The sequence below is a fragment of the Salinimicrobium marinum genome (assembly GCF_014651535.1).
In the GTDB taxonomy this organism is placed as follows: Bacteria; Bacteroidota; Bacteroidia; order Flavobacteriales; family Flavobacteriaceae; genus Salinimicrobium; species Salinimicrobium marinum.
This window is the reverse complement of record NZ_BMXB01000025.1, coordinates 1-17971: the sequence shown is the minus strand read 5'-3', so window position 1 is coordinate 17971 and position 17971 is coordinate 1. Positions and strand designations below refer to the sequence as shown.

Sequence of the window (17971 nt, the reverse complement as noted above, 5' to 3'; positions counted from 1 at the left end):
GGGAAAAATTCTTTGAAAATGACCAACAAACAAGAAATTATAAATCGATTTATTAGCTACGTAACTATAGACACCCAGAGTGATCCCGAAAGCAGCAGTACCCCAAGTACAGAAAAGCAGTGGGATCTTGCCAACAAACTCGCAGAAGAACTCAAAGAGATGGGATTGCAAGAGGTAAGCATTGATGAACACGCCTATATCATGGCTACTTTGCCCTCAAATGTTCCTCATGAGGTACCGGTCATTGGGTTTATTTCCCATTTTGATACTTCCCCCGATTTCTCCGGAACCAATGTAAATCCACAAATTATTGAGAATTACAATGGAGAAGATATTATTCTGAATAAAGAAAAGGATATCATACTTTCCCCTGATTATTTTGAAGATCTTATACAATATAAAGGTCAAAACCTTATCACTACAGATGGCACCACTCTTTTAGGAGCCGATGATAAAGCCGGAATTACGGAAATTATGACCGCCATGAAATACCTCACAGAACACCCTGAAATTAAACACGGAACGATCAAGGTAGGTTTCACACCTGACGAAGAAATAGGCCGTGGTGCACATAAATTTGACGTGGAAAAATTCGGTGCGGAATGGGCCTACACGATGGATGGTAGCCAGGTTGGAGAACTGGAATTTGAGAATTTCAACGCAGCAGGAGCAGATGTTATTATAAAAGGAAAAAGTGTTCACCCTGGCTACGCTAAGGACAAGCTGGTAAACAGTATGTATATCGCTCAGGATTTCATCAATTCCCTCCCACGCCTAGAAACTCCCGAGCATACTGAAGACAGGCAGGGATTCTTTCATTTATCATCTATTAAAGGAGATGTTGAAGAAACAAAACTGCACTACATTATCAGGGATCACGACAGGAATCATTTTGAGGCAAGAAAAGAAATGATGCAGGACCTCGTAGCCGAAATTAATGCACAATATGAAAAAGAGGTGATTGAGATAAAGATAGAAGATCAATATTTTAACATGCGGGAAAAGATAGAGCCCGTGCAACATATTGTGGAAATTGCAAAAATTGCCATGGAGGCTGCTGAAGTTGAACCAATTTTAAAACCAATACGTGGCGGAACAGATGGCGCTCAGCTAAGTTTTATGGGATTACCCTGCCCCAACATCTTTGCCGGCGGACATAATTTTCACGGAAAATACGAATATGTTCCGGTTGAAAGCATGCAAAAAGCGGTAGAGGTCATTGTAAAGATCGCAGAACTTACTGCTGAAAAGTATCGCCGTTAATAAAGAAACTTTTGAGTGGATTACAGATAGCAAACCTATCAGGTTTTAAAACCCTGGTAGGTTTTGCTTTTTTAAATAAAAAAGCAGCTTAAGAATAATTCCTAAGCTGCTTTGAAAGAAAATTGTAAAACTTTTATTTTTTCTCCTTTACAGGGGCATTTAGTTTTTGACTCATTTCCATTGAAATGGAAGATCTGTCAAAAGTGATTTTCCCTGCTCCGGTTTCAATTATAACCGCATTTTGTTTTTCACTAAAGTCAATTATTTTACCGTGCATCCCACTTTTGGTAACGATCCTGTCCCCTTTTTTAAGTTCAGAAGCGAATTGTTTTTCCTGTTTTGCGCGTTTCATTTGTGGGCGTATCATAAAAAAAAACACTACCACAAACATTAAAATAATTGGTGCAAACTGTGCTATTTGGTCCATAGATAATATTTTGCTTTATGCTCCTAATTTAAGATTGTTGATCCTTAGGATTTACAAAAGCCTTGATTCTTAATTGTTCTTTACCGCTTTCAGTGTTTGCAGTAATGGTAACAGTTTTTGTTACCTGGTTTTGACCACTACCGTTGAATTTCACTAGCATTTCACCAGATTCTCCCGGAGCGATTGGTTCTTTAGTCCAGGTAGGGACAGTACATCCACAAGAACTGCTCGCATTGGTAATTACCAATGGTGCATTCCCTGTATTAGTAAATGTAAAGGTATGTTCCACAGCTGTACCCTGGTCTATGGTTCCAAAATCGTGTTCTGTAGCGTCGAAGCTTATCTCAGGATAAACTACTGCCTGTGAATCACGTTCAGCAGCTTCCTCTACATTTTCTGCTTTGACTTTGTTTGACGCATCTTCTTTACAGGAAGTGAAGGTCATTGCAGCAATAACTGCCAATAAAAGCATTCCTTTTTTCATGATTTTTAATTTAAAAAGTTAAGGCGATAAAATTAAGAAAATTTATTGATTACATGAGGCCCCGCCCCATTTTATTAAGTTTACCGTTTTCTTTGTATTCTTTGGAGAGTTTATCAAGCACCCCGTTGATAAATATGCTACTTTTTGGAGTACTGTATTCCTTTGCAATCTCAAGATATTCGTTAATAGTAACCTTCACCGGAATAGATGGGAATTTTAAAAATTCACAGATCGCCATTTTTATAAGAATGGTGTCAAGATCTGCAATTCTTTCTTTGTCCCAGTTCGGAGTTTTACCTTCCATTTCGGCGGCAAGGCTTTCGTCGTTTAATAGAGTTTTTCTGAATAGCTGAATCGCATATTCCTTATCGTCATCGTTTTTAAAAAGTTTGGTCAATGCCTGTTCGTTACCACCGGCTTTTAACTTCTGAAGCATTTTGACAATGGCAGTGTTCACCAGCGGAAGGTCATCTAACCAGGTGATTTTCTTATCCTCAAGATAATCATACAGCTTTTCATTTGGAGCTATGATCTCCCTGAAAATAAACAATATAAAATCTTTGTCGGCTTTAAAATCTGATGTTCGGGTAGACATATATGTCTCATAAGCATCACTCTCCCGTATTTCGTTTACGAGAATGCTTACATATTCGTCATCGTTCTTCCAGTTATTAAGTTTCCTAGCTTCGAGTGCGTTTTGCAGACTGCTATGATTTTCCAGTTTTACGAGCACCTCATTTTCCACAAATTTCCGGTTAGGATCCATTTCCTCCTGGGTAGGCAAATGTTTTTGCTGAGATTTCTCTAAATAACCTTCAGACTGGTGCTTGATTTCTACCATTAAATCCAAAAGCAAAAGATAGAGGTCGTACATTTCGTTCATGCTCTTCAGAAGAAATTTTTCCTCAGAGATCATACTGTCATTCTTACTTTGGGAGTACGCGTAAAGCGACTGCATTACTTTAACTCTAATATGTCTTCTGGTTAACATAGCTGTAAAAGAACTTTTAAAAATTAGCGGGGCGAAAGATGCATTTCTTTCGCCCCGCAAAAATACTATTAAATTAAAAACTGCTTAGCTTAAATTCAGTTTTTTTCTGTCTTCGATACGTTGTTGCGCTATCTGCAATGCTGCCACATGTGTGGAAATTTCATTTGCTTCAGCTTTTTTCAATATTTCCAGGGTGGTGTTGAAGATATTTTCAGTTTTTCTGCAAATTTCTTTCTTATCATAACCTTCAAGCTCTGCGTATACATTGATTATTCCGCCGGCATTTATCAAAAAGTCTGGCGCATATACGATTCCTTTTTCACGAAGAATGTTGCCATGCCTTTTTTCATCTGCCAATTGGTTATTAGCTGCACCCGCAATAATCTTAGCTTTTAATCTTTCTAAAGTATCATCGTTAATAGTGGCTCCAAGTGCACAGGGAGCATAAATATCAACATCTGCACTGTAAACATCTGCATCTTCATAAATAGACACTCCATAACGGGAGCGAATTGCTTCCAGGCGATCTCTGTTAATATCACTAATAAAGATCTCGGCTCCTTCATGAGTAAGGTGCTCTACAAGAGATTCCCCTACATGGCCAATTCCCTGCACCAATACCTTCTTTCCTTCTAAATGATCACTACCAAACCTGTACTGAGCTGCAGCTTTCATTCCCATGAAAACTCCGTAAGCAGTAATAGGAGATGGATTTCCGGCGCCTCCCCTGTCTTCAGAAATACCGGTAACATATGGAGTAACCTCTCTCACAAGGTCCATGTCTGAAGTTTCCATTCCAACATCTTCCGCAGTAATATATTTACCACTTAAAGAATGTACAAATTCCCCAAACTTCCGCATTAATTCGGGAGTTTTTTGAGTTTTAGCATCCCCAATAATCACAGCTTTACCACCACCAAGATTGAGGCCGGTAATAGCACTTTTAAAGGTCATCCCGCGGGAAAGACGCAAAACATCATTTAAAGCATCCCATTCATTCTCATAATTCCACATCCTTGTACCTCCAAGAGCAGGTCCTAAAACTGTGTTATGAATTCCAATAATTGCCTTTAATCCTGTATCTTTGTCGTTGCAAAAAACGACCTGTTCATGGTCGTCAAAAGATAACTGCCCAAAGACGGGAGCGGATTTTTTAAGGTCATTTGCCTTAACAACATCAACTGTCATACTTAATAAATTAGAATTTTTATAATATCTAAATTCAGAGGGCAAAATTAAAGAATATTTTAGTCTCAATAACAATTTACTGCCTTAAATTACGAATTTGGAAAAAAGGCAGGTTTTTAATGTATGAAGGAACTACAGCACCTTAATAAATATTTCCTCAAGTATAAATGGTATTTGATCATAGGAATTTTTATTACCATTTTAGCCAGAGTCTTTTCCCTGGTGACGCCAAGATTGATAAGAGAATCTACAAATGCCATTGAAAAATATGTAAATGGCGAAATACTTGAGGAATCTGTTGTTCGGTCGGAATTGATTACTAACATCCTCCTTATTCTGGGTGCAACCCTGGTTGCTGCTTTTTTTACATTTTTAATGCGCCAGGCCATTATTGTAGCTTCAAGGCACATTGAGTATGATCTCAAAAACGAGGTGTACAGGAAATATCAGGACCTTTCCCTGAATTTCTATAAGAATAACCGGACCGGAGATCTCATGAACCGGATTAGTGAGGATGTCTCTAAAGTACGAATGTATGCAGGTCCTGCCATTATGTATAGTGTCCAGACAGGAATACTGTTCATTGTAGTAATTCCTTATATGTTTACCCAGGCTCCGGAACTGGCACTTTACACTATTGCTCCTCTCCCAATCCTATCTTTCGCGATATACAAATTAAGTGTCGCCATTAATCAACGGAGTACGATCGTTCAGCAGTATTTATCTAAATTAAATACATTCACCCAGGAAAGTTTCAGCGGAATTTCAGTGATCAAATCCTACGGACTCGAAACGCAGATCAATACCTCGTTTGTAGAACTTTCCAACGAGAACAAAGAAAAGAACATTGATCTTGTGAAGGTACAGGCTTTCTTTTTTCCTTTAATGGTGTTGCTTATTGGAGCCAGTAACGTACTGGTGATCTATATTGGGGGAAGAAAATTTATTACAGGGGAAATTGATAACCTGGGAATCATAGTAGAATTCCTTTTATATGTAAACATGCTTACCTGGCCCGTAGCAACAGTAGGCTGGGTGACTTCTATTGTGCAACAGGCTGCAGCCTCACAGAAACGTATCAATGAATTCCTGCAGGAAGAGCCACAAATCACCAATCCAAATAATTCTTCTGAAGATGTTCAGGGTGCTATTGCATTTAAGAATGTCACTTTTACTTATGAAGATACCAATATTACGGCGTTAAAAGATGTTTCTTTTGAGGTAGAAAGCGGAGAAACCCTGGCTATTATAGGCAAAACCGGATCGGGAAAATCAACTATACTTGAATTGATAGGAAGATTATATGATGTTGAAAAGGGGGAAATATCTATAGATGGAAAGCCAATTGAGAGCATGAACCTTGAGGAATTAAGAAAAAGTATAGGCTATGTTCCGCAGGATGCTTTCCTCTTCAGTGATTCCATCAAGTCAAATATCAAATTCGGAAAAAAGGACGCCACAGATGAAGAGGTGTTTGAAGCAGCCAAAAATGCAGCTGTGCACAGAAATATTATAGGTTTCAGTAAAGGATATGACACCGTACTGGGGGAACGTGGTATTACACTTTCGGGTGGACAAAAGCAAAGGGTGTCTATTGCCAGGGCTATTATTCACGATCCAAAGATCCTGTTATTTGACGATTGCCTTTCAGCAGTAGATACTGAAACGGAAGAAGAAATTCTTGCCAACCTTCATAAAATATCCCAAAATAAAACTACCATAATCGTAAGCCACAGGATTTCGTCGGCCAAAAATGCCGATAAAATCATCATTTTAGAAGAAGGAAAAGTCATTCAAAGCGGCTCGCATCAGGATTTGATCAACGCAGGCGGTTATTATAAAGAACTATGGCTGAAACAACGGGATGAAAAAGAAATGTAAAAATTTGTTGCGGAATGTTAATTTTTTTTAGATTTTTGATCCAACGATTTACAAACCGTAAAAGATTATTTGATTATGAGCGAAAATGGAACGATTGAAAAAGAAGAAATTTTTTCCAAGGTATTAAGAGCCGGGAGACGTACGTATTTCTTTGATGTAAGGGCTACTAAAGCGAAAGACTACTACCTTACTATCACCGAAAGTAAAAAGTTCACTAATGATGACGGATCTTTTCATTACAAGAAACACAAAATCTACCTTTACAAAGAAGATTTTGCAGGCTTTAATGAAATCCTTCAGGAAATGACAGATTTCATCCTTGATGAAAAAGGCGAGGAAGTGATTAGTGAACGTCATCAGAAGAATTTCAAGAAGGAGTATGAAGAAACCGCTGCAGAACCAGCCACTGCTACTGCTACCTCAGCTGCTAGCTTCACCGATATCAGTTTTGACGACATATAGAACAATACTATAATTTTTATGAACCGTCCCGAGAAATCCGGACGGTTTTTTTATTTTACATTAAAAATAAAACCTATGCGTAACCTCATTTTTGGCCTGGGATTATTGATGAGTTTTAACCTCAGCGCCCAGCAGGAGTTTGACAATCTCGACCTCTCCTATTATCTTCCTCAGGATATTTCCTACAACGAAAACATCCCTAAACCTCAGGATGTATTGGGATATATTCCAGGGGAGTGGCACGTAAGCCATGATCTGCTTGTTTCCTATATGAGGATCCTTGCCGATGCTTCCCCCCGTATAGCCATTGAAAAGCGCGGAAACACCTATGAAGGTCGGCCCTTGATCCTCCTTACCATTACTTCGGAAGAAAATCATCAAAACCTGGAAGAGATCAGAAAAAATCACGTGGCTTTAACCGAAGATGGCTCGGGATCGTTGAATACTGAAGATATGCCGATTGTCGTGAATCAGGGATTTTCCATCCACGGAAATGAACCCAGCGGATCTAATGCTGCCCTTTTAGCAGCTTATTATCTTGCCGCTGCCGAAGGTCCCGAAATTGAAGCACTTCTCAACAATACCATTATTCTATTTGATCCTGCTTTTAATCCGGATGGTTTACAGCGTTTCGCTTATTGGGCCAACACTAACCGAAGCAAGAATATCAATACCGATCCGCAGGACCGGGAATACGATGAAGTATGGCCTGGAGGACGCACCAACCATTACTGGTTCGACATGAACCGGGACTGGCTTCCGGTGCAGCTGGCGGAATCTAAAGTTCGCCTGGAAACCTTTCACAACTGGTATCCTAACATCCTGACAGACCATCACGAAATGGGGTCGAATTCATCTTTCTTTTTTCAGCCGGGAATTCCGGAAAGAACGCATCCGCTGACTCCGCAGCTCAATCAGGAGCTTACTAAAGAAATAGGAACCTATCATGCCGCGGCTTTTGACAAGATTGGCTCCTTTTACTATACCGAAGAAAACTATGATGATTTTTACTACGGAAAAGGCTCAACTTTCCCAGACATTAACGGAAGTGTAGGAATCCTGTTTGAGCAGGGTAGTTCCAGAGGTCATGCGCAGGAAACCGATAATGGGATACTTACTTTCCCTTTCACCATTAGAAATCAATTTACTGCAGCACTATCCACGCTGGAAGCAGCACAGAAAATGAGGGTGAAATTACTCAATTATCAACGGAATTTCTACAACAATGCCCGTAAGGAAGCCGATCGTGGGGCTTATGCCTTCGGAAATTCCAAAGATGCTTCTTCAGCTTATCATCTAGCTGAAATTCTAAAACGTCATAAAATTGAGATCCACGAAGTGCAGGAGGCTTTCCGTAAAGACGGGAAAACCTTTGAGCCGGGAAGCAGCTACATCGTCCCAAAAAATCAGCGACAGCAGCGGCTTATCAAAGGAATGTTTGAAAGACGTACAGAATTTGCCGATAGTTTATTCTACGATATTTCGGCCTGGAGTTTTCCGCTAGCATTTAATCTTGATTTCACAGAAGATGCCGCTCTTAAAAATGCCGGACCAGAGATAGAGGAATTGCAGAAACCCACAGTAGAAAGTCCTGAGCAAAGTAATTATGCTTACCTGATGGACTGGCATTCTTATGAAGCTCCAAAGGCCCTGAACCAGATCCTGGAAAAAGGTTTACGTACCAAGGTTAGCATGAAGCCGTTCGAAGCTGAAGGACGTAAATTTGATTATGGAACTATCATGATTCCGGTGCAGAACCAGGAGCTGGATCAATCTGAACTTCATGATTTTATGCGGGAAGTTTCAGAAGCATCCAATATTTCCATTTTTGGAGTCACTACAGGCTTAACCCGCGGAATGAGCCTGGGAAGTAATAACTTCAGAGCACTGGAACCACAAAGTGTTGCCATGATTGTAGGAGAAGGAATTACTCCCTATGATGCAGGTGAGATATGGCATCTGTTCGATCAGCGATATGACATGATCCTCACTAAACTGGACCTGAAAGATTTTTCCGGTGCAGATCTGAGCAGATATACAGATATCATCCTACCAAACAGCTGGGGCAGTGCATTGGATGATAAAGATGTCGAAAAGTTGAAAACCTGGACAAGATCTGGAGGTACATTAATTGGCTACAGAAATGCCGCTCGCTGGTTTGACAGCAATGAATTTCTTGACCTGGAATTTAAAGAAAATGAGCTTGTTGCCAAAGATGTTCCTTTTGAGTTACAAAGGGATTTCCGGGGAGCACAGGGGATCGGCGGAGCTATTTTTGAAGCCAAGACAGACCGTTCGCACCCCGTGAATTTTGGATATAAAGATGATAGAATCCCTCTGTTCAGAAATACAACTTATTTTATAGAAGCAAAGGAGCAGAGTTACAATAATCCTATTCAATACACCAAGGAGCCTTTATTAAGCGGATACATCAGCAAACCAAATTTAGATTCTATTGCAGGTACGATTCCTTTCGTGCACAGGGATTTTGGAAGAGGAAACGTGATTCTCTTTACAGATAATACCAATTTCAGAGCTTTTTGGTACGGAACTAACAAACTGCTCATGAATGCTATTTTCTTTGGAGATGAGATGTAATTAATGGATGTGAGACAATAGGCTGTGGATTAAAAATTTAAAGAGGCTATCTAAAAAGCTTTTGTATTTCAATCTGAACTTGTTTCAGGTTGAAATAAATTCCGAAAACCGAATTAACAAGATTCTGAAATAAATTCAGGATGACAAATTTGACTTTTTTGGATAGCCTCTTTAGATTCTCAGCTTTCTGTACTTCTAAGGGTAGAATATTCTCAAGGAACGAAAACTTCCTTCTTTTGCTTTTGCGCTTCAGGAGTAGAATTTCTACCTGAACCGGAAAATGAACCCGAATTTCCATTTTGATTAAAATCCATTCGCTGAATACGCATGGCGTTTAAAATGGCTAAGAGGGTTACCCCCACATCGGCGAAAACTGCTTCCCACATCGTGGCGATTCCCATTGCTCCTAAAAGTAGTACCAGGGCTTTTATTCCGAAGGCGAGGCCAATGTTCTGCCACACAATTCTATGTGTGGCTTTGCTAATAGTAATAGCGGTGGCAATTTTGGAAGGTTGATCTGTCTGGATCACCACATCTGCGGTTTCAATGGTAGCATCAGATCCCAATCCTCCCATGGCAATACCTATATCAGCTAAGGTTATTACCGGCGCATCATTCAATCCGTCGCCGACAAAAGCCAGTACCCCGGAATTTTTCTTAAGCTTCTCCACCTCGTTAATCTTGCCTTCCGGAAGTAACTCACCAATAGCTAAATCCAATCCAAGCTCCCGACTCACCTTCTGCACTACCCGATCTTTATCTCCGGAAAGCATCACGAGTTTTGGAATTCCTATTTTTCGAAGTGCATCTATAGCAGTTTTTGCATCTTCTTTGATTTCATCTGCAATGCTGATGTATCCAACATATTTACCATTGATGGCGATTACCACGGTGGTTTCGGCGATTTCCTCAATTGTTTTATCATAAGGAATATCAAACTTCTGAAGCAATTTAGCGTTCCCTGCCAAGATACCAAATTCCTCTACCTGCCCTTTCATTCCGAGTCCGGCGATCTCTTCCACCTCTTTAACCACGGCAGATTCAAATCTGAAACCTGCACAATAAGATGTCACAGCTTTTGCCACAGGATGGGTAGACTGACTTTCCAGAGCAGAAACCAACGTCAGCATCAGGTCTTTATCAAAATCTTCAGCAACTACTTTTTGTACGTTAAACACTCCTTTGGTTAGGGTCCCGGTTTTGTCCATCACCACAGTGTCCACTTTCCGCATCTGGTCTAGATAATTGGATCCTTTAAAGAGAATTCCGTTACGGGATGCCGCCCCAATTCCTCCAAAATATCCCAGCGGAATTGAGATCATCAACGCACAGGGACAGGAAATCACCAGGAATACCAGCGACCTGTATAACCATTCTTCAAAAACGTACGTCTCAACAAGAAAGTAAGGCAAAACGACAAGTGCTGTTGCCAGTAACACTACAATGGGCGCATAAACTTTTGCAAAGCGAGTGATGAGACGCTGCGTTTTGGCTTTTCGGGTAGAGGCCTCCTGCACCATCTCCAGGATTTTTGAGAGTTTACTATCCTCAAACCGGCTCGTCACCTTAATAGAACTCACCCGCTCCAGGTTTATCATTCCGGCTAAAACTGTTTCTCCTTCATATTTTCTATCGGGTGCAGATTCTCCTGTAAGAGCTGCGGTATTGAAAGTGGCATTTTGAGAAATCAATTCCCCATCCAAAGCCACTTTTTCTCCGGGTCTTACCCTAATAGTACTTCCTACCGCTACAGAGGATGGATGCACCACCTTTACTGTTTTGTCTGGCTGAACTACCGCTACTGCTTCTGCCTGCACCTTCAGCAGACTTTCAATAGATTTTTTTGCTTTATTGACAGCTGCACCCTGAAAAAGTTCTCCCACGGCATAAAACAACATCACAGCTACCCCTTCAGCATATTCGCCAAGAAAAAAGGCTCCAATGGTAGCAATTCCCATGAGGAAAAATTCATTGAACACCTCTCCTTTTCCAATCTGCTTTATCGCCTTCCACAACACAGGACCTCCGACCGGCAGATAAGCTGCCCCGAAAAGTACCAGTTGTAGTGGCTGTGTAAACCATTCCGGTTCTACAAATTCTTTAAGGATAATTGCTATTGCCAGCAGAACAAAACTAATAGCAGCCAATCCATAATTCATGTATTTCCGGAAAAAACTCAAATTGGTTTTATCCTTATTCACGGAACCTGAAGAACAGGCACTACTTCCACAACAATCGCTCATAACATTTCCTTTAAACTTTAATACAGTTCAAAGGTAGCGTCTAAAACGTGCAATGGAATTGCGTTTTTAGGCTGTGCAATTAACACAAACCCCTTTTACAAGTAAGTTGGTTTCCATGGGGACAAAACCTTCAGGAAGGGATACTTCAGGAATTTTAAATTTAGGCAGGCAAAATGTATCTTCACAGCTGTTGCAAAAGAAATGAACGTGCATATCTTCAGGTGCGCATTCACAACCTTCCTGGCACAGAGCGTATTTAGTAGCACCCGTACCGTCTTCTATGCTGTGGATCAATCCTTTTTCCTGAAATGTTTTAAGGGTACGATATAACGTAACCCGGTCAGCCTTTTCAAAAGTATCTTCCAGATCCTGTAAACTCACTGCAGCTTTCTGTTTTTGCAGGGTTTCGAGCACCAGCAAGCGCATGGCAGTAGGCCGCACTTCCTTCTGTTCTAACTTGTTTTCAAGTTCTTTCATCATTTTGAGTTTAAAGAAGTATTAAGAGACCGATTTTTATAAAGATAAAGGCTTTCTTTGAATAGTTTCTGCAAAAATACTTTCTTCTGAAAAACATCCGGCACAACAAATTTATAAGGAACAAAAATTATGCCCACCCCTCCCGATCACTTTTGGGACTACGGATACCCCCTCCGAAGGAGGGGAATCGCATAGAGCTTGTCTTGTGAATGATTCTATCTACAACTGAAACTTAACTCCCCCATTGATCACGAATCCATCGACCGGGGCGTAGATGTCCCGGAACTGCGGATTAGAAATGGAACCTGTATAAATTGAATCAAACCTGGTTTGGCGGGTATCGGTGAAATTTTCGAAATTCAGAAAGATGGAAAAATTCTCCCATTTCTTTTCGGTCATTAACCCAAAGATCCAGTATTGCTCACCCGTAGTGCCATCACTTAGTTTCTGCGGGCCAAAATAGTAACCTTCCAGCCCAATCATGAGGTTGTCTTCCAGTTCATACATCAAGACATTGTTGAGGCGATGCTGGGCGACTAAGGGCATTTTAAAAGTATTCCCGTTGACGTGGCGGTTAACGTCTGCCAAAGTATATCCCGAAAACAATTTAAAGTTTCTGTAGCCCAGCTTCACATTGGCTTCCAATCCTTTTGTGTCAATGTACCCATCTGGCTGAATATATTCATAATAAGTGCTGCTGGGAGCATTGTTTAAAATAAGTGGCTTATCTACTTTGGTGTAAAACAAAAGCGTATTTAGGCTAAAATCCAGGACCTCAAACAACTCCGTACGATAATTCACATCCACATTGACACCAAGAGATCTTTCGGCTTCGGTTTCAGAAACATCAATGGGAAGCACATTTTGAAATTGCAATCTTTCAGCATCTTCAGTAAAAATTGTGGGAGTCTTATACCCAAGTCCGCCACCAATACGGGCGGTAACTTTGGGAGAAAAATTGATCATTGCTGAAATTCGCGGCAGCACAAATGTTCCGTATTCGTTCTGATAATCTATTCTTAATCCCGATTCCAGGCTAAAGGTGTTGGAAAGCCACCAGTTATTCTGAACAAATCCCCCAAAAGTAACGTGGTTGTAATCTACCGGTTCAGATTCCATGGCTTCATCCTGATCAAAGCGATCGACCCATAAATTCAGTCCTGCCACCCATTCAAAATTGCTTGCTCCAAAATTATAGGAAATCTCATTAAAAGAAGCAAATTGATCTCCAGAAAAAACAAAATCAGGAATTTCGATCTTCCGTTCAAAAAAACTAAAACTGTTTTTCACACTCAGCGAAGATCCATCATCAAAAGCAGTATGGAATCCGGCGCGGGTAGTAATTCTTTCGGTATTGTTTCTTTCAAAATAGGGGTTTTCCACATCCTCACCTTCAATATAATCAATGTTTCCTCCTGTTCGTTCTTCGACGACTGTATTCACTCCAACATCAAGCGTAGTGCGGTCATTGAAATAATAAAACAAACGGGGATTCACCGTATATCTCCTGAATTTTGGAATGGCTGTCAAACCAATATCTGCGGGATCGTAGGGGCTCCCCAGGTTATAAGAGGCAAAAACGGTGGCTCCCAGTTTTTCTCCAAAAGTATTTCTGTAAAATGCACTCGCGTCAAGCCCTAGCGCCGAAGTTCCGTTTAGTAAAAAATCGATTTGCTGATCTTCTGTGGGCGTTTTGGACACCAGGTTCACCAGGCCGGCTATTGCCCCGCCACCATAAAGGGTGGAAGAAGCTCCTTTCACTACTTCTACCTGCTGCAGATCCAGCGGAACTATCTGTAGCAGACTGAGTCCTCCTGAAAATCCGGAGTATAAAGGATATCCGTCTTTAAGCAGCTGGGTGTATTTTCCGTCCAGCCCCTGAATCCTGATGCTGGAATTATAGGAAGTTGCCGAAGTTTGCTGCGTCTGGATTCCGGTGGTTTCGTTGAGCAACATCCTAATATCTCCGGGTTTCATGTTTCCTTTCTCACCAAGTTCTTCGCCCGAGATCACCTCGACCCGTGTTGGCAGATCTGCTATCGTCCTTCGCGAACGGGTGGCAGAGACGATCACTTCCTCCATCTCTTCTCCACCCGGAAATAGTAGGATTTCCGGAATTTTTTCCTGTTCTAGTGGAAACTTATAGGTAATCTCCCGTGTTTCAAAACCAACATAACTAAAAATAAGAGTCTGCTCTCCATCAGGAATGGCTTCAATGGTTACGATTCCCTCCATGTTGGCTGTAGCTCCAAGTTCTGTACCCTTTACCAATGCATTCGCTCCTAAAAGAGGAGCACCTACTTCTGCATCAATTATTTTTGCTTCAAATTTATTTTGGGCACCGCTAATGGTCACCACAAAAAAGGCCAGTATGACCCATATATTTTTATACATTATAGAAATTTAAAATGTGTAATGATTGAATCTGTAAATGTTTACTTCGGAATAATCATTAGATAACTTGCGGCGGCTGCCAAATAGAAGAAGTATATTCCGAATAACAGAATTTTTGCTCCCTAAAAGTCTTTGCTTCTGAAACTATAGAGAAACCACCTGAATCCGGTGTTTCATAAAAAATCACAAAGCCATTACAGCTGCCACAACTTAAAAATGGAGAACAGTTTTCACAGGCATTATCTTTATGTTCCTTCTGTTCTACAGAAATTTCATCTCCACAATCGTCAAATTCACAGCAGGGAATGCAGTTAAAAGTCAGTACTAAAAATGACCATATGATGACAAACACTTTCACATCTGCAAAATTAGGAAAAATGAAAATAACCTATCCTTATGCGAGAGGTTTTCTATTGCTGTTGTTTTTTTAGCAGAGAAATCACCTTTTCGGGATAATCAGAAATAATTGCATCCACTTTCAGGTCTATCATTCGCTGGATATCCTGCCTTTCATTAACCGTCCAGGGAATTACCTGTAATCCTTTAGTCTTTATAGCAGAAACAGTAGTGCTGTCCTTCAGTAAAGAAAAGTGCGGACTATAAATTTCGGGAAGGAAATTCAGTTTTCCAAGATTTTCATTTATACTTCCATTTTCCACAAGAAAGGAAACCGGAATTTCCGGATAATTTTCCCTAAGGATGTGGAGCGGTTCAGGATCAAAAGACTGCATTACAACTTTCTCTTCAATATTTCCACCCTTTATCACCTGCATCACGAGATCTACAAATTCTTCAGGATAAGGTTGAAAAGAGCCATAGTTTTTAGGATCAGATTTTATTTCAATGTTATATCCCACCGGTTTCAATTCCTGGGACATGACATAATTTTCTATGGTATCAATTACTTCCGACAATAAAGGTTTGTACGCTTTAATTTTTTTCTGTTTTAAAAACCTGCTGTTTCTTCCGGAACCTGCATCAAATTGACGGATGTTGTCATAATCCATCTTATAATGGTTATAGCTTTTCTCTTCGCCAGGATAAATCCTTTGAGAGGTGGGCGTCAGCATGTATTCAGAAGACATGAAAGGTTCATGGGAGACCACTACTTTTTTGTCTTTGGAGATTACTACATCAAGTTCCAGGACATCCACTCCTTTTTTAACAGCGCTTAGAAAAGCAGGAATGGTATTTTCAGGAAAATTTCCTCTGTCGCCCCTGTGACCCTGAACTTCTATTCTATTTTTTTCTTTCGACTGTTGCATTTCAGGATTTTTACAGGAGATAATTGTACTGGCAGATAGTAAAACTATACCCGGAATAAACCACCTGAAGTTATTAAACATATCACTCCTGCTAAATTATCTAACCAACCCTTTGCCCGTTTTCCACCTTAAAATCGAGGTTTAGGAGTACAATATCATTATCGGGACCTACGGCTCCAAGCACCAGGCATTCACTCATTAAGTTGGCAATTTGTTTCTTCGGAAAATTCACCACTGCCACTATTTGCCTGTTCAACAGCTCTTTTTTTGAATATCTGACGGTGATTTGCGCTGAAGATTTCCGGATCCCTATCTCGGGTCCAAAATCTATTTTTAGCTGGTATGCCGGATTTCTTGCTTCTGGAAAATCATTGACCTCAATAATAGTTCCTATTCGCATTTCTACTTTTTCAAAATCATTCCAGGTGATTTCCATTTATCTAAACATATTATAATGACCCAGGGCCTATTAAAAGAAACTGAATATCTTTGAAAAAAGAAGGTTTTTTACCTTTAATTTCGTGGCTATAGAACTGTCCTATTCAGACCACTGCAAAAATGATTACCGAGACCGGCCACAACGCTGCAATTTCGGAAATAAAAAAGTTTCCTACTATACAAAGAGCTGCGAAAATCACCATTGGTCTAATGTTCTCATTTTTGTTAATTTTAGCTGCAACAAGATAATAATTTTGCAACTATTCCAGTGTAAATTTGTATTTTCAGAACCTGAAGTTATAATAAAATGGCAGAAACTGTTTCAAAAATGATCCCTCTGGGTACCAAAGCTCCCGACTTTCAATTACCCGATGCTGTAACCGCAAATCTTCATTCTTTGGAGGATGTGCGCGGCGAAAAAGGCACGGTGGTTATGTTCATTTGCAATCATTGCCCATTTGTAAAACATGTGGCCGATGAAATTGTGAGGGTAGCAAACGACTACCGCGTACTTGGTTTCGGATTTGTGGCCATTAGCAGTAACGATGTAAACGAATTTCCAGAAGATCATCCAGACCTCATGTGGCAATTTGCCCGAAAACACAATTTTACGTTTCCTTATCTCTACGACAGAACCCAGATAACAGCTATAGACTACAAAGCTGCCTGCACCCCCGATTTCTTCCTATTTAATTCTGATTTAAAACTGGTATACCGAGGCCAGTTGGACAATTCCCGTCCCGGCAATGGAATTCCTGTAAACGGAAGAGATTTAAGAGAAGCCCTGGATGCCATTTTAAACAACCGCAAGATCCCTGGACCACAAAAGCCCAGTGTAGGTTGTGATATCAAGTGGAAATATCGCTAAGCTCGCTGGACACTTCATTCAGGAAGAATTATTTTCAGAAAATAAAAAATAGCTATCCCATCAATGTTATTTATGATGGCTTTATGTCCTGATACAGGTATCTATTTAGTAACTTTAGTTTTTAATCACTAAAATTCAAGAAGATGAGTTTGAGACTAGGAGACAAAGCACCCGATTTTGATGCACTGACATCTGAAGGAAAAATAAATTTCTATAATTATCTGGGAGACAGCTGGGGAATCTTGTTTTCCCACCCTGCAGATTATACCCCGGTTTGCACCACTGAACTGGGAGCAGTAGCTAAATACAAAGATGAATTCGAAAAACGCAACACCAAAGTACTTGCTTTAAGTGTAGACGGGGTGGAATCCCACAAAGGATGGATTGAAGATATTAATGAAACTCAAAATACCACGGTGAATTTCCCGCTGATAGCAGATGAGGATAAGAAGGTCGCCAATCTTTACGACATGATTCACCCAAACGCCGACAATACTTTAACGGTGCGTTCGGTTTATGTCATTGGCCCTGATAAGACTATTAAATTAATGATAAGTTATCCTGCCAGTACAGGAAGGAATTTTGAAGAATTATTACGGGTAATAGATTCGTTGCAGTTAACAGCCTACAGAAAAGTGGCTACTCCGGCGAACTGGAAACATGGCGAGGATGTGGTCATTAGTCCATCAGTTTCCAATGATGAAGCTAAAGAGATGTTCCCTAAAGGTTTTAAAGAAGTACGCCCATATTTAAGAATGACACCCCAACCAGATGGTGACCAGGGCAAGGAATCGTCGAAAAGCAGCAACAAGAATGCTTCCGGTTCAGATAATGAAGCCAGCAAAATATTTCCGAAAGGATACAGGGAATAATTCACCAACTGAATTAAATGTCTAGTCCTAAATAACCGATACAGTTTATTAAAGGATTAAATTTATTAAAGAAAGCTGAACAATACATCATTGTTCAGCTTTTTTTGATCTGTATTGTAT

Annotated in this window: 16 protein-coding genes; 6 read left to right on the top strand and 10 right to left on the bottom strand. The window is 40.3% G+C overall.

What is annotated here, in order from left to right; genetic code table 11:
• Window positions 1–18 precede the first annotated feature (18 nt).
• Entirely contained in the window at window positions 19–1263 is a 1245-nt protein-coding gene (gene pepT / locus IE056_RS17660; protein ID WP_189606316.1) for a peptidase T, read from the top strand.
• 133 nt (window positions 1264–1396) lie between these two features.
• Here pepT and yajC read toward each other — a convergent pair whose 3' ends face one another.
• The 4 genes from yajC to IE056_RS17640 form a co-directional block, all read right to left on the bottom strand.
• Window positions 1397–1690: a preprotein translocase subunit YajC gene (yajC, locus tag IE056_RS17655; RefSeq protein WP_189606315.1), complete on the bottom strand. Its 294-nt coding sequence runs from the start codon at window positions 1688–1690 to the stop codon at window positions 1397–1399.
• A gap of 28 nt (window positions 1691–1718) precedes the next feature.
• The gene (locus tag IE056_RS17650; protein ID WP_189606314.1) at window positions 1719–2174 is read right to left on the bottom strand and encodes a DUF1573 domain-containing protein; all 456 of its coding nucleotides are present in this window, start codon (window positions 2172–2174) and stop codon (window positions 1719–1721) included.
• Between the two features lie 49 nt (window positions 2175–2223).
• Complete coding sequence (nusB, locus tag IE056_RS17645; RefSeq protein ID WP_189606313.1) at window positions 2224–3165, bottom strand: transcription antitermination factor NusB; 942 nt, start codon at window positions 3163–3165, stop codon at window positions 2224–2226.
• Between the two features lie 84 nt (window positions 3166–3249).
• Window positions 3250–4353, bottom strand: a complete 1104-nt coding sequence (locus tag IE056_RS17640) for a Glu/Leu/Phe/Val family dehydrogenase (protein WP_189606312.1) — start codon at window positions 4351–4353, stop codon at window positions 3250–3252.
• A gap of 123 nt (window positions 4354–4476) precedes the next feature.
• Here IE056_RS17640 and IE056_RS17635 point away from each other — a divergent pair, with 123 nt between their 5' ends.
• The 3 genes from IE056_RS17635 to IE056_RS17625 all read left to right on the top strand — a co-directional run bounded on the left by IE056_RS17635 (window position 4477) and on the right by IE056_RS17625 (window position 9294).
• Complete coding sequence (locus IE056_RS17635) at window positions 4477–6234, top strand: ABC transporter ATP-binding protein (RefSeq protein ID WP_189606311.1); 1758 nt, start codon at window positions 4477–4479, stop codon at window positions 6232–6234.
• Between the two features lie 75 nt (window positions 6235–6309).
• Complete coding sequence (locus IE056_RS17630) at window positions 6310–6696, top strand: PUR family DNA/RNA-binding protein (protein ID WP_189606310.1); 387 nt, start codon at window positions 6310–6312, stop codon at window positions 6694–6696.
• 75 nt (window positions 6697–6771) lie between these two features.
• Window positions 6772–9294, top strand: coding sequence for a M14 family metallopeptidase (locus IE056_RS17625; protein WP_189606309.1), 2523 nt, complete (start codon window positions 6772–6774; stop codon window positions 9292–9294).
• A gap of 212 nt (window positions 9295–9506) precedes the next feature.
• Here IE056_RS17625 and IE056_RS17620 read toward each other — a convergent pair whose 3' ends face one another.
• The 6 genes from IE056_RS17620 to IE056_RS17600 form a co-directional block, all read right to left on the bottom strand.
• A complete protein-coding gene (locus IE056_RS17620; protein WP_189606308.1) occupies window positions 9507–11537 on the bottom strand; it encodes a heavy metal translocating P-type ATPase in 2031 nt (676 codons plus the stop codon).
• 66 nt (window positions 11538–11603) lie between these two features.
• The gene (locus tag IE056_RS17615) at window positions 11604–12014 is read right to left on the bottom strand and encodes a Fur family transcriptional regulator (protein WP_229793811.1); all 411 of its coding nucleotides are present in this window, start codon (window positions 12012–12014) and stop codon (window positions 11604–11606) included.
• A 219-nt stretch (window positions 12015–12233) separates the two neighbouring features.
• Entirely contained in the window at window positions 12234–14408 is a 2175-nt protein-coding gene (locus IE056_RS17610) for a TonB-dependent receptor (protein WP_189606306.1), read from the bottom strand.
• 58 nt (window positions 14409–14466) lie between these two features.
• The gene (locus IE056_RS18820) at window positions 14467–14760 is read right to left on the bottom strand and encodes a hypothetical protein (protein WP_373297323.1); all 294 of its coding nucleotides are present in this window, start codon (window positions 14758–14760) and stop codon (window positions 14467–14469) included.
• Window positions 14761–14818: 58 nt separating this feature from the next.
• The gene (locus tag IE056_RS17605; RefSeq protein ID WP_229793810.1) at window positions 14819–15673 is read right to left on the bottom strand and encodes a glycerophosphodiester phosphodiesterase family protein; all 855 of its coding nucleotides are present in this window, start codon (window positions 15671–15673) and stop codon (window positions 14819–14821) included.
• 100 nt (window positions 15674–15773) lie between these two features.
• Complete coding sequence (locus IE056_RS17600; RefSeq protein ID WP_189606305.1) at window positions 15774–16109, bottom strand: tRNA-binding protein; 336 nt, start codon at window positions 16107–16109, stop codon at window positions 15774–15776.
• A gap of 309 nt (window positions 16110–16418) precedes the next feature.
• Here IE056_RS17600 and IE056_RS17595 point away from each other — a divergent pair, with 309 nt between their 5' ends.
• The gene (locus IE056_RS17595) at window positions 16419–16979 is read left to right on the top strand and encodes a thioredoxin family protein (RefSeq protein ID WP_189606304.1); all 561 of its coding nucleotides are present in this window, start codon (window positions 16419–16421) and stop codon (window positions 16977–16979) included.
• Between the two features lie 143 nt (window positions 16980–17122).
• Window positions 17123–17851 (top strand): peroxiredoxin, encoded by a 729-nt coding sequence (locus IE056_RS17590; protein ID WP_189606303.1) that lies wholly within the window; start codon window positions 17123–17125, stop codon window positions 17849–17851.
• The last annotated feature ends 120 nt before the right edge of the window (window positions 17852–17971 follow it).

What these genes read in the sequence shown, in the direction of transcription:
- pepT (WP_189606316.1), top strand. Translation starts at nt 19, where the DNA reads ATGACCAACAAACAAGAAATTATAAATCGATTTATTAGCTACGTAACT.
- yajC (WP_189606315.1), bottom strand. Translation starts at nt 1,690, where the DNA reads ATGGACCAAATAGCACAGTTTGCACCAATTATTTTAATGTTTGTGGTA.
- IE056_RS17650 (WP_189606314.1), bottom strand. Translation starts at nt 2,174, where the DNA reads ATGAAAAAAGGAATGCTTTTATTGGCAGTTATTGCTGCAATGACCTTC.
- nusB (WP_189606313.1), bottom strand. Translation starts at nt 3,165, where the DNA reads ATGTTAACCAGAAGACATATTAGAGTTAAAGTAATGCAGTCGCTTTAC.
- IE056_RS17640 (WP_189606312.1), bottom strand. Translation starts at nt 4,353, where the DNA reads ATGACAGTTGATGTTGTTAAGGCAAATGACCTTAAAAAATCCGCTCCC.
- IE056_RS17635 (WP_189606311.1), top strand. Translation starts at nt 4,477, where the DNA reads ATGAAGGAACTACAGCACCTTAATAAATATTTCCTCAAGTATAAATGG.
- IE056_RS17630 (WP_189606310.1), top strand. Translation starts at nt 6,310, where the DNA reads ATGAGCGAAAATGGAACGATTGAAAAAGAAGAAATTTTTTCCAAGGTA.
- IE056_RS17625 (WP_189606309.1), top strand. Translation starts at nt 6,772, where the DNA reads ATGCGTAACCTCATTTTTGGCCTGGGATTATTGATGAGTTTTAACCTC.
- IE056_RS17620 (WP_189606308.1), bottom strand. Translation starts at nt 11,537, where the DNA reads ATGAGCGATTGTTGTGGAAGTAGTGCCTGTTCTTCAGGTTCCGTGAAT.
- IE056_RS17615 (WP_229793811.1), bottom strand. Translation starts at nt 12,014, where the DNA reads ATGAAAGAACTTGAAAACAAGTTAGAACAGAAGGAAGTGCGGCCTACT.
- IE056_RS17610 (WP_189606306.1), bottom strand. Translation starts at nt 14,408, where the DNA reads ATGTATAAAAATATATGGGTCATACTGGCCTTTTTTGTGGTGACCATT.
- IE056_RS17605 (WP_229793810.1), bottom strand. Translation starts at nt 15,673, where the DNA reads ATGCAACAGTCGAAAGAAAAAAATAGAATAGAAGTTCAGGGTCACAGG.
- IE056_RS17600 (WP_189606305.1), bottom strand. Translation starts at nt 16,109, where the DNA reads ATGGAAATCACCTGGAATGATTTTGAAAAAGTAGAAATGCGAATAGGA.
- IE056_RS17595 (WP_189606304.1), top strand. Translation starts at nt 16,419, where the DNA reads ATGGCAGAAACTGTTTCAAAAATGATCCCTCTGGGTACCAAAGCTCCC.
- IE056_RS17590 (WP_189606303.1), top strand. Translation starts at nt 17,123, where the DNA reads ATGAGTTTGAGACTAGGAGACAAAGCACCCGATTTTGATGCACTGACA.